Here is a 14,878-nt window from a genome sequence, read left to right on the forward strand (position 1 = left end):
CGGTCGTAGTCCTGTCACTCAGGCTCGCAGTGGCGTGCAAGTCCGCGCATGTTCGGAGGTCAGGAGAGCGACATGGCGCTACGGTTCTACGGTAAGGGCGGTAGTGAGCAGGAAAGCTGCCCTTCGGTGCACCTTGACGAGGCTGATGGCAGTCTCGTCATCGTGGGCTGGCCCGTGGAGGACCCCGAGATACTCACTGCGATCCAGGAGGTGAGTCACATCGAACCCCACGAGCGGGCCTTTCGGGTACCGAAAGAGCTGAGGAAGGCATTGTGGGAGGCGTGCGGTGGCAATGATCCAGACTTTGGCTGAGCTGTTCGCGAAGACCCAGCGCTCGGTCACTCATCTGGAGTTGCGTGATACATACGGCCAGAGCCGAGGATTCACGGCGTGGCAGCAAGGTGTGTCCCTGGATGAGATCTCACGGTTCGACTTCTGGCTCCCATGGATTGACCTGGTGAAGGAGCATGTGGAGCGTGGTGTTTCGTTCCGTCGTGCACGAGTGGTTTCAGAGCCGGTCAGCGACTACATCCGCTACGAGAACCAGGTCACACCGTTCACCAATCTGGTGGCCGGCGAACAGGTCCGCTGGTTTCCCCGACCGCGGGCGCGAGACATCGCGGTCCCTGGTTGCGACTTCTGGCAGTTCGACGACGGCCTGATCTGCTGGATCTTTCAAAGCGGGGACGGTGAGCCCACCGGCTACGAGTTGAGCGAGGACCCCGCCGAGGCCAAGCTCTGCTCCGCGGCCTTCGAGGCCGTATGGGAGCGGGCCATCGACCACGAGGACTACCGGCCGGCCTGACCTCGGTTCTCCGAACGTGGCCACTTCACCGTCGTCCAGTGCCCGGCAGGCTCGGCAACTCATCGCCGACAGGCTTCGAGAGATCCTTCGCGATTCCGGCCTGACCGCTCGGGCACTGGCTCGGCAGGCTGGATGGGATGAGACCAAGTGCTCTCGGCTCATCCACGCGCGCACGCCTCCCAGCGATGCGGACATCCGTACCTGGTGCACGGTCTGCGGCGTCCCAGAGGAGATCCCCAACCTCATCGCGGCCTCCCGTAACGCCAACAATGCCTACGTGGAATGGCGCAGGGTTCAGCGCAGCCAGAAGCGCATGCAAGAGCTGCGGCTGTCGCTGTATGAGGAGACGCGCCTGTTCCGCTTCTACTGCGCGGGCGTCGTCCCATGGCCTTTGCAGACACCGGACTACATGCGGTCTGTCATGACCCGCTTCAACGACTTCCACCGGGCCTCGGCCGGCGACATCGAGGAGGCGGTCCAAGCTCGGGTGGCCCGTCGCCGTTACCTGAAGGACGATACTCGTCGCTGCGCGATGCTCATCGAGGAACAAGTCCTGCACAACAGGTTCATGGGCGGCGATGAGGTGATGCTTGAGCAGCTTCGCCACCTCCTGACCGGTATGAAGCAGCAAAACCTGTCCCTCGGCATCATTCCGCTCAATAGGTCGCGTCTTCAGCGGCCGACCGAAACGTTCTCGATATATGACGAATCGCAGGTCTTCATCGAGCTTGTCTCTGCCGCGGTGACTATCACGCAGCCTCACGAGGTGGCACTGTACGTGAAGTGTTTCCAAGACCTGGGGTCGGCCGCGGTACATGGCGATGAGGCGCGGGCGCTGATCGAGACGGCGATAGGCAGGCTCGCATAACCGGCTTACAAGTTCGTACAAGTTCGTTGAGCCCATGAAATCGCTGGTCCTAGCGTCGAGGTCATGACAGCCGAGACCGCTGCACAGTTCGACGAAGACCGCTCAGAAATGACGGTGGCGATGCCTTGGGGCTTGAAGCGAGCGACCAAGCATCTGACGCAGATACCGCAGCCGTACGCGACGACCGAACTCGACCCGGTCAGTCAGCTCACGCGCTTCTACGACGCGCAGGGGACGCTCGTTGATATGAGCAGGGAGGGAACCAGCAGGGCGTACCTCACGGTCACCATGTCCCGACCCGAGGACGGCTCGCAGAACGCGCCTCAGGGAGGAGACGACACCAGAAACGACGAGGGCAGCGACTGACATGACGCGATCTGAGAGCGGCGGTGTGATGGTGATCACCTCAAAGGAGGACGTCACCGCCAACCTGGTCATCGAGGCGCTGAACGAGCGCCGGGTACCGGTCACCCGCGTCGACCCCGCCGACGTGGGGCCCGACCTGCTGTTCAGTGCCCACCTGAGGGAAAACGCAGCGCACTGGTCCGGACGGCTGCGCACCCCGAGCCGGGACATTGCCTTGGAGCATGTGCGGGCGGTTTACTACCGGCGCCCGTCTTCCTGGCGGTTTGAGGACCTGGAGCCGCAAGCACGTGCCTTCGCTACTGCCGAGGCCAGGCACGGCCTGAATGGGCTGCTTCTCAATCTGCCGAACTGCCGCTACGTCAACCACCCGACCACCATCGGCATGAGTGAGTTCAAACCGGCGCAGTTGCAGGTGGCCGCGCAGGCGGGGTTCACGGTACCGACGACCTTGATCACCAACGATCTCGACGCGGCCGATACGTTCGCAGCAGGGCACACCCCGATGATCTACAAGTCGTTCCGGGGAGTTCCCTCCGGCCCGAATAATGAGGCCAAAGCGATCTGGACTCAGCGGGTCGAGCCCGCCGACCTGGATGAGTCCATCACGGTCACCGCCCATCTGTTCCAGGCGGAGGTGCCCAAGCACAGTGACGCCAGGGTGACGGTTGTCGGCCCACGCCTGTTCGCCAGCCAGATAATCTCCCCGGACGGCGCCCTCGACTGGCGCCGCGGCGACTGGGACACCCTCGTGCACGCCTCCATCCCCGTTCCCTCGCAGGTCGCGGAGGCGCTACGTGTCTATCTCGACAGTTTCGGCCTCGTCTTCGGCTGTTTCGACTTCGCCCTCGAAGAGACCGACGATGCGAACGAGCCCTATCGGTGGACCTTCGTCGAATGCAACCCGAATGGACAGTGGGGCTGGCTTCCCGATTCCGACGCGATAGCCGACGCTTTCGCCGACACCCTGCTGGAGGGATGGTTCGTATGAACCTGGCAGCCGAACTGCGCCGCGAACTGGCCGACGCGATCGGCTCTGTGGCCTGGCGCTCGGCGCTGGAGGAGGTGCCTCGCGAACTTTTCCTGGGCAAGGCCGTCTACCGGCACGAACCCGAACACGGCTGGGTTCCCGCGCACCGCTCCGAGATGAACTCTGACGACTGGCTCGCCCTCGTCTACACCGACGAGACCTGGGCGACCCAGATCAACGGCGTGCTGGCCGAGGACGCCACCGAACCGGTGATGTTCATGCGGCCCACCTCCTCCTCCACCTTCCCGGGGCTCGTCGTACAGATGCTGGAGACGGCCGGGATCGGCGAAGGTGACCGGGTGCTGGAGATCGGCACGGGAACGGGCTACTCCACCGCGCTGATGTGTAGCCGACTGGGGTCGGAGGTCGTCACCTCCATCGAGTATGACCCGGTGATCGCCACTCGCGCGAGAAAAGCGATCACCGAGGCCGGGTACACACCAACACTCATCGAAGGTGATGGTCTGCTCGGGTATGAAGCCAACGCGCTTTACGATCGGCTGATAGCCACCTGCGCGGTACGCACCATCCCGCTCGCTTGGCTGCGGCAGGTCCGGGCAGGCGGGACGATCACCGCCCCCATGCGGGGATGGCTGGACGGCGTAGCGTTCGCGCATCTTCAGGTTGCCAAGGACGGTTCGGCCAGCGGGCGTTTCGTCAGAGACAACGTGTACTTCATGACCGCCCGGCCTCACCTGCCGCCCTACAGGGAACACGGGCTCGGCCGTGGAGAAGGGGGCGCCAGCCGGATAGATCCTGCACTGTTGAAGGACGACACGGGACTTTTCGTTGCCCAGCTCGCCATCCCCCATGCACTGTACGGATGGGTCGAAGACAGCCTTCTCTCGTTGCACGATGTGGCCACCGGCTCGGAGGCCGAGGTCAGGCCGTCGCCTGAGGGGGGATGGACAGCGCGACAGCACGGGCTGGTCAGGCTGTGGGACGCGGTCGAGGAGGTCATTCTGATCTGGGAGGGAGCGGGGCGTCCTCACCAGTCGGGGTTCGGGCTCACGGTCACCCCCGATCACCAGTACGTCTGGCTGGGCGAACCCGACGGCCCACGCTGGGACCTGCCTGCCTCTTCATTGACCGGATAACTGAAGAACGACGTCGGCGTTACGGCGCGACGTACGGCATGAGCCCACCCTCGGCACGTTTGAAGGCTCTTCGCGACCGGTCCTCTCATGCTGAGGATCACGTCGGTATCACGTCTGGCGCCGTAACGCCATGCGGAGAGTGTCTGCTCGCTGTCGTCAAGCGTGCCAGCGGCGGCCTGCTGATTTTTAATTCGTGAAGCTACAACGGCTTGAGGGCCAGGCCGGTCCCGGTCAGGCAGCCGTCGATCAGATGGGGCCGGTATCGGGTCTTCTTCAACTCACGTTTGATCACGCGCACCAGGTGGTCCAGGCTCATCGCGGCGAGGTTGGCCAGCCCGCCGCGGTTCGTCAGCGGCCAGACGCCTTCCACCGCCTTTGAGGTCGGGAGCATACGGCGGCAATCGAAAGACCTGCAGCCAGTCGGCGTTGGCGGCGATAACCGCCGCATCGGGGCGCAGGTGTGTCGGCCACACCTGTTCTCGCTTGACTCGTTGCGCGGCGGTCGGCCCGCCGCCTTGCGCGTACCGCATGAGCTGGGGATACCGCCAGAACCGGATATTTCCCCGTGATGTCAGTACCGTACAGGTGTCAATCACGGGAGCGGCATCTTCCCGGATTCGTTCACCGAGGACTTACTGTGCGGCGATAAGGCCGAGGCCTCGGTCCACGCCAATCCCGGCGGCGACTCGCCGAAGGCGGGAATGGACTTGCCCCGCAGTGACCGTGCCACCGGGGCGGGTGGTGCTGTGGTGCAGGCTGGTTGTGCTTATTGCGGGAACAACCGGGGGTCTGGGGGGCTGACCTGATGTGGCTCGCAGAGTGAGGCCCCCGGTGGCGTCGCCACCGGGGGCCTGCCCGTTTACTCGTCTTCCGCGATTCCGGTGCTGTGACCAGGAGGATTCACCGGGTTGCGCGCCGTCCGGAGGCGCCGGTCATGTCCGTGTCGGCGCTCGCCGTACCGGCGCCTGGGAACACCGCCAACCGGTTGAGGTGTGCGGTCACCGCGACCGGGGATCGGGGTGCACGCGGAACCGGTTGGAGGCGAACACGGGACCGGTTCTGGGTGGACGCGAACCGGTCATAGGTAGACGCGAAACTGGTTAGAGGTGGACGCGGAATCGGTCATAGGTGGATGCGGGACCGGTCAGAAGGGGAAGGTCCATCCCGGGGTGCGGGGCAGACGCGGGGCGATGAGTTCCTGGACTCTGTTGGCCTCGTCGGTGGACGGGACGGCCGGGCAGCTGGCTCCTCGGGCCGGGAGGGTCTGCGAGATCAGGTAGGAGTCGACGGTCTCCGTGACGCACGTCCCCCTGCGGTAGGCGATGTGGCCCCAGCCCTCGTAGGTGAGCAGCCGACCCGAGCGGCCCAGCTGGCGGGCCGTACTCTGCGCCCACGGGTAGACGGTGGCCGGATCGTGCTTGGAGTTGACGACCAGCACCGGAGTGTCCGTGCGGACCCTCAGATGACGCTGCGGGTTGGGGATCGGGTCCGGCTGCCCGAGGCAGGAGATGACCGGCAGGAACGACAGCGTGTTGTAGCGCATGTCGGGGGCGATCTTCGCCATCCGGCGCAGGTGTGCGCTGTACTCGCGGTAGTCGCGGACGGGCAGCCGGAAGTCCTCGCAGGTGATCTGGACGGGGTTGGGGGTGACCTCCTCCGTCCTGTCAGTCATCGGGGACCCCAGGGGCAACACCCCCTGGGGTGTCGCCCCACCGCTGTCGAAGGCGGCGAGGAGTTCGGAGAACGGCAGCCAGGAGGCCGGAGTGTAGAAGTAGCCCACCGCGGAGTCAATGAGCATGAACGCGGTCATCTTGATGTCGGGCTGTTCGGGAGAGGGCAGTTCGCCGCGGTCGGCGCGGGTGAGTAGGCCCTTCCAGAGTGCTTTGACGTCCTGGCCGTGCTGGAGGCAGCGGCTGTCCCGGTCGCACCAGGCCACGAATTCGTTGAAGGCGTCCTGTGCTCCCCAGGTCTCGGTGTCCATGAAGCTCTGGGTGTCGAGGCTGTGGTCCATGGTGCTGTCGAGTACGAAGGCGCGGACGCGGCGTGGGTAGCGTTCGGCGTACTGCTGGCCGAGGAGGGTGCCGTAGGAGCCGCCCCAGAAGGACAGTTTCTCCTCGCCGAGTGCGGCGCGGAAGGCGTCGAGGTCGGCGGCGGTGCTGAGTGAGTCGACGTGGTCGAACAGCGGGCCGGTGCGGGCCCGGCAGTCGGCGCGCAGGCGTTCGTTGTAGGCCAGCCTCCGGTCGAAGTCGGCCTGGCTCTTCAGGAGCGGATCCGGTGCCTGTGCCATCAGGTCCGTGGAGCAGACCACGGGGTGGCTCCGGTTCGTGCCGCGCGGGTCGAGGCCGACGATGTCGAAGCGGCGCAGGATCTCGGGGCTGAATATCTCCGGACTCGCGAGAACCGCCTCCACCCCTGACTCACCGGGGCCGCCCGCGCCCAGCGCGAGCGTGCCGATCCTGGCGGCCGGGTCGGTGGCCTTGTGCCGGGCGACGCCCACGTTGAACGTGCCGGCGGACGGACGCTTCCAGTCGATCGGTACGGCGAGCGTCCCGCACTCCGTGGCCGGATCCTCCGGGCAGGGGGCCCAGGAGATCGCGGGCCTGGGGCCGGCGGCCTGTGCCGTGGCGGCCGAGACCGGGGTGAGAAGGGCGAGAGGGGTTACGAGCCCCAACAACAGGGCGGCTGATCGTCGCATGCCTTGATCATCGACTGAACCCGGACAAACGGGCATCGGCCAAAGAGTGGGACGGTGGCTCCCCCGCAGGGGTGACGAGATGGGACTCAGGTCTTAGAACATCCCGGAAAACGCGGTGTAAAATCGCCGCCGTCTCCCGGCGTTCATCGACCTGAGGGGACTCCGGGCCGCGATCAGGAGTGGGCGTCGATCGTCTCCCCGAATCCGCCACCGAGATCGGCGCCGGTCTATTGTGCGTCGGCTCCAGGGCCGGTGGTCCACCGCCTTTCCCGGTCGTTCGGATGGCGGCCCAGGCCGTCCGTGGAGAACCAGACGTGCGGTCTGATACGGCTGAGGGGGCCCGGTTCGGTGGACCTCATTGAGCCCTGTGGCTCGTGGCGTGAGGCCCCCGATGGCGTCGCCACCGGGGGCCTGCCCGTTTACTCGTCTTCCGCGATTCCGGTGCTGTGACCAGGAGGATTCACCGGGTTGCGCGCCGTCCGGAGGCGCCGGTCATGTCCGTGTCGGCGCTCGCCGTACCGGCGCCCGGGGACACCACCAACCGGTTGAGGTGTGCGGTCACCGCGACCAGGGGGCGGTGTGCACGCGGAACCGGTTGGAGGTGGACGTGGAATCGGTCGTGGGTGGGGACGGAGACCGGTTGGAGGTGGACGCGGAACCGGTCGTGGGTGGGGACGGAGACCGGTTGGAGGTGGACGCGGAACCGGTCGTGGGTGGGGACGGAGACCGGTTATAGGCGGACGTGGAATCGGTCATAGGTGGATGTGGGGCCGGTCAGGATGGGGAGGTCCATCTCGGGATGAGGGGCAGGGGCAGGCGCGGGGCGATGAGCTCCTGGAGCCTGTTGGCCTCGTTGGTGGGCGGGACGGCCGGGCAGCTGGCTCCTCGGGCCGGGAGGGTCTGCGAGATCAGGTAGGAGTCGACGGCCTCCGTGGCGCACGTTTCATGGCGGCCGTAGACAATGTGGCCCCAGCCCTCGTAGGTGAGCAGCCGGCCCGAGCGGCCCAGCTGGCGGGCGGTGCTCGTGGCCCACGGGTAGACGGTGGCCGGATCGTGCAGGGAGTTGGTTACCAGCACCGGAGTGTCCGTGCGGACCCGCAGGCGGTGCTGCGGGTTGGGGATCGGGTCCGGCTGCCCGAGGCAGGAGACAACCGTGAGAATCGACAGCGTGCTGTACCGCATGTCGGGGGCGATCTTCTCCGACCGGCGCAGGTGCGCGCTGTACTCGCGGTAGTCGCGGACGGGCAGCCGGAAATCCTGGCAGAGGATCGGGATGGGGTTGGGAGTGACCTCCTCCGCACCGTCGGCCCTCAGGGGCAGTGCCCCCTGGCGTGGAGCCCGGCCGCTGTTGAGGTCGGCGAGAAGCTGGGAGAAGAACGGCCAGGCGCCCGGATCGTAGAAGTGGTTCACCGCGGTGCCGATGAGCGTGAAGGCGGTCATCTTGATGTCGGGCTGTTCGGGATCGGGCAGTTCGCCGCGGTCGGCGCGGGCCAGCAGCTTCTTCCAGAGTGCTTTGACGTCCTGGCCGTGCTGGAGGCAGCGGTCGTCTCGGTCGCACCAGGCCACGAATTCGTTGAAGGCGTCCTGTGCTCCCCAGGTCTCGGTGTCCATGAAGCTCTGGGTGTCGAGGCTGTGGTCCATGGTGCTGTCGAGTGCGAGGGCCCGGACGCGGCGTGGGTAGCGTTCGGCGTACTGCTGGCCGAGGAGGGTGCCGTAGGAGCCGCCCCAGAAGGACAGTTTCTCCTCGCCGAGTGCGGCGCGGAAGGCGTCGAGGTCGGCGGCGGTGCTGAGTGAGTCGACGTGGTCGAACAGCGGGCCGGTGCGGGCCCGGCAGTCGGCGCGCAGGCGTTCGTTGTAGGCCAGCCTCCGGTCGAAGTCCGCCTGGCTCTTCAGGATCAGATCGGGCGCCTGCAGCATCAGGTCCGTGGAGCAGACCACGGGGTGGCTCCGGTTCGTGCCGCGCGGGTCGAGGCTGACGATGTCGAAGCGGCGCAGGATCTCAGGGCTGAATATCTGCGCGCTGTAGAGGACCAGTTCCACCCCCGACCCGCCGGGGCCGCCCACGCCCAGCGCGAGCGTGCCGATCCTGGCAGCCGGGTCGGTGGCCTTGTGCCGAGCGACGCCCACGTTGAACGTGCCGCCGGCCGGACGCTTCCAGTCGATCGGTACGGCGAGCGTCCCGCACTCCGTGGCCGGATCCTCCGGGCAGGGTGTCCAGGAGATCGCGGGTCTGGGGCCGGCGGCCTGTGCCGTGGCGCTCGCGGCCGGTGTGAGAACGGAGAAAGGGATTGCGAGGCCCAGTAATAGGGCGGTCAATCGTCGCATAACCCGAATGATCGGCTGAATCCGGGTGAACGGGAATCGTTCAAAGTGTGGATCGGTGGATCCCTCGTAAGAAGGATGAAACGGGACCTGGGTCTTAGAACGTCCCGGGAAGTGCGATGTAGTTCGCCGCTCGCGCCCAGGTGCTGCCTCCTCGCTGTCGCCGTACGGTATGACGGGTGTCGGCGGGAAAATGAGATTTCGGGTCTCCGAAACATCACCGATGTTTGAAGAATGCACCACCGCGGCCGATCCCGGCCTCGTGGCCGGAGCCGGGTGGAAAGAGGCCCGCGTCCCGGCGCGCAAGTGCTTGGGCCGGGCTTCGCAAAGCCCAGGCCAAGCGCGGATTGTCGTCTGGAACCGGCCGCTACGTTATTTCGCAACGTTGCCCGTCGAATGGCCGGTGGACGCTGAATGGCGATCCATGAGGGCAATTTCCCCGAAAGGCCCGGATGCGTATGTCGTCGATGAGATTTCCCAACCGTTCCCTCGTGGTGGCGACCGCTCTGGTGCCGGCCGTGTCGGCACTGGCGTACGGCGCCGGCGAGCTTGACGCGCGCCTGCCCTCGGCGCTGTCCGCCGGACTCGTGGCGGGCGGGGGAGTCCTGACGCTCGCCGGGGTGCTCGCGCTGCTGCGCGGGGTCCGGCAGAGCGCTGAGCGGACCAAGCAGGCGGGCAAGACGATCGTCCGCCTGGAGCGCAAGATGGACAGGGCGCTGGTCCGGATCGACCGCAGGGTCGGCGGGCTGGAGGACATGGGCGCCGCCTGGCACGCCGAGTGCCTGCGCGCCGTGACCAGGGCGCACGATCTGGTCGAACGCGGGTTCGCCCGGGTGGACGGCCAGGTGGACAGGGGGTACCGCTCCCTGGAGCGGGAGATCCGCCGCTCCTACGCGCAACTGGAGGCGTTCACCGACCTGCGGGCGCTCATCGTCCCGCGTGCCCCGCTTCCTCCGCTGCGAGGCTGGGCGGCCTCGCCGGACGTGCTGCGGATGATGGCGGGGTGGATCCTCCGGACCCACCCCAAGACGATCGTCGAATGCGGCAGCGGGTCCTCCAGCGTGTGGATGGGCTACCTCGCCGAGCGGATCGGGGCGACGATCATCGCCCTCGAACACGATCCGCGCTACGCGGAGGCCAGCCGGGACCTGGTCCGCGCCCACGGCCTGTCCGGCGTCGTCGAGGTGCGCGACGCGCCGCTCCAGCCGTGGGAGAGCGAGGGACGGACCTATCCCTGGTACTCCCTGGACGCCCTCGACGACATCGAGGACGTCGGCCTCGTCTTCGTCGACGGACCACCCGGCGACACGGGCCCCGACGCGCGCTATCCCGCCCTCCCGCTCCTGCTGCCCCGCTGCGCCGAGCAGGTCGCGATCTTCCTGGACGACGCGGCGCGGGAGGGGGACAGGGCGGTGAGCGACCACTGGGCCGCCCGCTTCCCCGAGGTCGTCCGTACCGTTCACGCGGCGGAGAAAGGCCTGGACGTGTTCGTCAGGAGTGGCGCATGAGCCTTCGTCAGGAGCGGCACGCGGACTCTCGCCGGAACCGGAAGCCGCCTGCGGGCTCCCGCCAGGAGTCACTTGCGGGCTCCCGCCAGGAGTCGCCTGCGGGCTCTCGTCAGGATCGGCGTGCGGAGCGCGGACAGGACACGGGACCGTCCGTTCTCGGCTGCCACATCGGGTTCGAGACGAGCCCGGAGGCACTGGCCGGGCTGTGCGAGGGGACGGGCGCGGCCGGGACGACCTGGATCGACCTGGACGTCGCCGCCACGGACCATCCGATCACGACGGGGGAGCCGGAGGGTCTTGTCCTCCTGGCGAGGACGCCCGCCGACCTGCGGCGGGCGGTGCCGTACGGGGGGATGCTCCCGAAGAGCCACACGCTGACGGTCATCGTCGCCGAGTCCCCGCCCTGGCGCCTGGCGCCGGTGCCCGCCCCGGACGGCGCCGCCTTCTGGCGCGCGCTGCACGACGTCCGCGTCCGCCGGGGACAGCAGCGCGCCCGCGGGCCGGGCCGCGCGCCCGGCTACGCCTGGCGGATCGACATGACCTTCGGCAAACCCGTTCCCGCCGGGGGTGTCCTGCGGGCCGTCGCCCGGGGGCTGGGCGGCCTCTCACGCGAGACGTTGCACGCCCCGGTGGTCTCCCTGGCGGGTGTGGGATCCGGCCAGTGGCGCCCCGGAGATCCCAACGTCACGCTGGCCCCCGTCTCCGGACCCGTCCCGGACAGGCGGGACGCGCCGGGATGCGACGTTCTTCTCAGATCCCTCCATACGACGGCCCCGGAGGTCGATCCGCCCGATCCACGGGCGGGTCCCCCCGTGATCGACCGGCCGGAACCCGTCACGGGCGGCCTCCGCCCGGTACGCCCCGCCGAGGCCGTCGCAGCCGCCCGATCCGTCCATCCCACGCCCGGACTCCTGACTCCCGGCGATCTCGCCCCCGCTCACCCCACGTCCGGTCGCCTGACTCCCGGCGATCTCGCCTCCGTACCCCCCGCGTTCGGTCGCCTCACCCCCGACGACCTCATCCCCGTACCCCCCATCCCCGTACCCCCCGCCTCAGGTCGCCTCACCCCCGGCGACCTCATCCCCGTCCACCCCGCGCTCGACCGTCTCACCCCCGACCACCTCGCGCCGGTCGACGAGCGGTCGGTCTGTCCCATCGGCTTCCTCCCGGAGACGGACGGCCCGCTGGGCGAGCTGGTCGAACGGCGGGAGGCGTACGAGGTGGTCGGGGGCGACGAGGTCGTCGTGCGGGTGCCGTTCTCCGGGACCCTCACGGACATGGACGTCGCCCGCCTGCGCGGGCTCGCGGGCGTCGCCGTGGACCTCCACGCGGACTGGACCGCCCCCCTCGGCGTCGCCCGTGTCGTCTGCGGTCTCGCGGCGGCGGGGGTTCCCGTCGTCGCCGAGCCGGGTACGGCGTGGCGTGGCCCGCTGGGCGCCGAACTGGCCGGGCTGCTGGACGGGTTCGGGGCGGAGCAGCTGTCCGACGCCCTCGCCCGCGAGCAGTACAGCATCCGGCTGCGGCGGTGCGCGCTGGACCTGCACGGTGTCGCGGGCAGGTGGCGGAGGATCGGCGCCGCGTGCGGCCTGAGGTCGCAGGCCCTGCCCACGGTCTCCGTACTGCTGTGCACGCGCAGGCCCGACATGGTCGCGTTCGCCCTGGAGCAGGTGGCCAGGCAGCGGGGGCCCGAGGTGGAGGTGATCCTGACGCTGCACGGCTTCTCCGCCGGCCATCCGGACACCGCGCCGGCCGTGGCCGCCTACAAGGGGGCGATCACGGTGATCGAGGCCGACCCGCGCCTGTCGTTCGGAGACGCGCTCAACCAGGCCGCGGAACGCGCGACCGGCGCGTACCTGACGAAGATGGACGACGACGACTGGTACGGCCCCGGCCACCTGTCCGACCTGCTGCTCGCGCAGCGCTACTCGTCCGCCGACCTCGTGGGCTCCGCACCGGAGTTCGTCCACCTGGAGCGGATCGGCGTCACCGTACGCCGCGCCCTGGCGACGGAGACCTACACCGGCGTCGTAGCCGGCGGAACCATGCTGATGTCCCGCGCGGCCTTCGACAACGTGGGCGGGTTCCGGCCGCTCCCGCGCACCGTGGACGGCCAGCTGCTGGAGTCGGTCTCCGTGGCGGGAGGAAGGATCTACCGCACCCACGGCCTCAACTACATCCTCCGGCGCCGGGAGGCCTCCGGTCACACCTGGCAGGAGCCCATCAACGCCTTCCTCCGGTCGTTCCGGCGGCAATGGAGGGGGCTCCACGCCAATCCGCTGATGGAAATGGAAGGACTCTCCGCGCTCGGAGAGCACGACGAGGCATAGGTGAAGATGTCGACGATGAACATGCCGGCCGCGCGCGTCCATCCGGCGACGGGATCCCCGCCGCTGATCCGGCTCAACGACTTCGGCGCCGTGATCCCTCCCGAGCTGGGCGCCTGGACTCCCCGCCGTACGGTGAGCGTCGTCGTTCCCTCGTTCCGGTGCCCCCTGCTGCCGCTGACCCTGGCGAGCCTGGCCGCGCAGAGCTATCCCGCCCACCTGATGGAGGTCATCGTCGTCGACGACGGGGGAGACTCGGTGCTGCGGCTCCCCGAGATCGTCCCCGAGCGCACCAGGATCGTGCCCAGCCGTCCGGGAGGCTGGGGCCGAGCCTGGGCCTGCCAGACCGGGGTCGGTGTGGCGGAGGGCGAGGTGATCCACTGGCTGGACGCCGACATGGTCGTTCTCCGTGAAGAGGTGGAGGCGCAGATGCGCTGGCACCACCTGGCCGACTACTTCACCGTGCTCGGCAGGCTCAAGATGGTCTCGGCCTGGGGCGAGCGCCTCAGCCCCGCCGAGGTGTACGCCGCGGTGAGCGCGGGCACGACGGAGAAGCTGTTCGAGGAGTACGGCGGCGCCGGGGGCGGTGCCGGCGTGGAGAACGTCACGGACACCTGGAGCAGCGAGTACATCGAGCAGACCGGGGACCTGCGGTGGGCCGGGCTCGACGCATTCAAGGTCCACGTCGGCGCGAGCGCCTCCCTGCCCGCCTCCCTGCTGCGCCGCGCCGGAGGAATGGACACCTCCCTGGTGCTCGCCGAGGACACCGAGCTGGGCTACCGCCTGGCACAGGCGGGCGCGGTCTTCGTGGCCGACGGGGAGTCCCGCAGCCGCCACCTGGGGGCGTCCACGATGATGCGCAGGGAGCAGGAGGTCAAGCGGCACAACTGGGTCTTCCTGGCCAACCGGGTCCCGCACTACCGCTGGCTGCGCAAACCCCCGGCCAGGCAGTGGGAGGTCCCCTACGTCCAGGTCGTGGTGACGGCCGGGGACGCGTCGTACGAGCAGATCCGCGCCACGGTCGACGGGTTCCTGCTCGGCACGGTCTCCGACGTCGAGGTCGCCGTCGTGGGGCCGTGGTCGGCCATCCCCGGCGGACGCCGGCCCCCGCTCGACGACTCCTACATCGACCTGCGGCTCGTCCACGAGCTCTACGCGCACGACGGCAGGGTGAACCTGGTGGAGGCCGTCGAGGAGACTCCCTTCCCCACCCCGTTCCGGTTCGTGTGCCCGCCGGGCTGGGTGCCCGGGGCCGACTGCCTGCACCGGCTCATCCGGCTCGCGAACGAGGAGGGGTACGGGCTCGTCTCGCTGGCACTGGCGGAGCACGCCGGGGCGACCGGCGCGGGATCCGGCGCGGGATCCGGCGGGGTGGTCGCGGCCAGGCTCGAACGGACCGCCGCGTTCAACCGGGCCCGGTTACTCCGGGACGGGCGCCGTCCTGGAGACCCGCCCGGGGGCCTGAAGGACCGCGAGAACCTTGAGGATCGCGAGAGCCTTGAGGGCTTTGGGGGCCTTGGAGACCTTGGGGATCTTGTGGACCTTGAGGATCTTGTGGACGCCACCTTCGGCACCCAGTGGCTGGACGGGGAGACCTGGGGGCTGTCGGCGATGACGGAGGAGGCGGCCACCCCGTCCCGGTCCTCCGACAGGGCGAAAGTGTGGAAGAAGAAGGCCCTGCGCTGGAAGCGCAAGACGGTTCACCTGCAGAGCAGGATCGACCGTACTCCGATGCGACGCCTCAGAAGGGCGCTCAGGAGGGCGCTCGGCAAGGGACTCTCCCTCGCGGGGATCCGCCGGAGCAGGCGGTCCCGCTCCCGAGGCGGAAGCCGTCCGGGATGAGAGCCAGCCCAACGACGCCCGGCA

General features: G+C 68.5%; 12 protein-coding genes. 9 read left to right on the plus strand and 3 right to left on the minus strand.

From position 1 onward, the window contains the following. Nucleotides 1–72 precede the first annotated feature (72 nt). The 6 genes from AB0N02_RS03410 to tgmC all read left to right on the plus strand — a co-directional run bounded on the left by AB0N02_RS03410 (nucleotide 73) and on the right by tgmC (nucleotide 4,163). Nucleotides 73–312, plus strand: coding sequence for a hypothetical protein (locus AB0N02_RS03410; RefSeq protein ID WP_363942120.1), 240 nt, complete (start codon nucleotides 73–75; stop codon nucleotides 310–312). Further along, nucleotides 293–805, plus strand: coding sequence for a DUF6879 family protein (locus tag AB0N02_RS03415; RefSeq protein ID WP_363942507.1), 513 nt, complete (start codon nucleotides 293–295; stop codon nucleotides 803–805). The genes AB0N02_RS03410 and AB0N02_RS03415 overlap by 20 nt, the downstream gene beginning before the upstream one ends. Nucleotides 806–821: 16 nt before the next feature. Then, nucleotides 822–1,673, plus strand: a complete 852-nt coding sequence (locus tag AB0N02_RS03420; protein ID WP_363942123.1) for a helix-turn-helix transcriptional regulator — start codon at nucleotides 822–824, stop codon at nucleotides 1,671–1,673. 63 nt (nucleotides 1,674–1,736) lie between these two features. After that, nucleotides 1,737–2,039: a putative ATP-grasp-modified RiPP gene (gene tgmA, locus AB0N02_RS03425; protein WP_363942126.1), complete on the plus strand. Its 303-nt coding sequence runs from the start codon at nucleotides 1,737–1,739 to the stop codon at nucleotides 2,037–2,039. A gap of 28 nt (nucleotides 2,040–2,067) precedes the next feature. Further along, nucleotides 2,068–3,027, plus strand: coding sequence for an ATP-grasp ribosomal peptide maturase (gene tgmB / locus AB0N02_RS03430; protein WP_363942509.1), 960 nt, complete (start codon nucleotides 2,068–2,070; stop codon nucleotides 3,025–3,027). Continuing rightward, entirely contained in the window at nucleotides 3,024–4,163 is a 1,140-nt protein-coding gene (gene tgmC, locus AB0N02_RS03435) for an ATP-grasp peptide maturase system methyltransferase (protein ID WP_363942128.1), read from the plus strand. Before tgmB ends, tgmC begins: the two co-directional genes overlap by 4 nt. Before the next feature lie 199 nt (nucleotides 4,164–4,362). On the opposite strand, the gene AB0N02_RS03440 is transcribed toward tgmC, so the two are convergent. The 3 genes from AB0N02_RS03440 to AB0N02_RS03450 form a co-directional block, all read right to left on the minus strand. After that, nucleotides 4,363–4,554, minus strand: a complete 192-nt coding sequence (locus AB0N02_RS03440) for a hypothetical protein (protein ID WP_363942131.1) — start codon at nucleotides 4,552–4,554, stop codon at nucleotides 4,363–4,365. Nucleotides 4,555–5,307: 753 nt separating this feature from the next. Then, nucleotides 5,308–6,858 carry an alpha/beta hydrolase gene (locus AB0N02_RS03445; RefSeq protein WP_363942133.1) on the minus strand — a complete coding sequence of 517 codons (1,551 nt, stop codon included), beginning with the start codon at nucleotides 6,856–6,858 and terminating at the stop codon, nucleotides 5,308–5,310. Nucleotides 6,859–7,632: 774 nt separating this feature from the next. Further along, nucleotides 7,633–9,183 (minus strand): alpha/beta hydrolase, encoded by a 1,551-nt coding sequence (locus AB0N02_RS03450; protein ID WP_363942134.1) that lies wholly within the window; start codon nucleotides 9,181–9,183, stop codon nucleotides 7,633–7,635. A 464-nt stretch (nucleotides 9,184–9,647) separates the two neighbouring features. On the opposite strand from AB0N02_RS03450, the gene AB0N02_RS03455 reads away from it, so the two are divergent. The 3 genes from AB0N02_RS03455 to AB0N02_RS03465 are packed head-to-tail and all read left to right on the plus strand — an operon-like array spanning nucleotide 9,648 to nucleotide 14,854. Continuing rightward, nucleotides 9,648–10,688: a class I SAM-dependent methyltransferase gene (locus AB0N02_RS03455; protein WP_363942136.1), complete on the plus strand. Its 1,041-nt coding sequence runs from the start codon at nucleotides 9,648–9,650 to the stop codon at nucleotides 10,686–10,688. After that, the gene (locus AB0N02_RS03460; protein ID WP_363942139.1) at nucleotides 10,685–13,015 is read left to right on the plus strand and encodes a glycosyltransferase; all 2,331 of its coding nucleotides are present in this window, start codon (nucleotides 10,685–10,687) and stop codon (nucleotides 13,013–13,015) included. Before AB0N02_RS03455 ends, AB0N02_RS03460 begins: the two co-directional genes overlap by 4 nt. A gap of 15 nt (nucleotides 13,016–13,030) precedes the next feature. Next, the gene (locus tag AB0N02_RS03465; RefSeq protein WP_363942141.1) at nucleotides 13,031–14,854 is read left to right on the plus strand and encodes a glycosyltransferase; all 1,824 of its coding nucleotides are present in this window, start codon (nucleotides 13,031–13,033) and stop codon (nucleotides 14,852–14,854) included. Nucleotides 14,855–14,878: the final 24 nt, after the last annotated feature.

This window comes from Streptosporangium sp. NPDC051022, from assembly GCF_040683035.1.
Taxonomy (GTDB): domain Bacteria; phylum Actinomycetota; class Actinomycetes; order Streptosporangiales; family Streptosporangiaceae; genus Streptosporangium.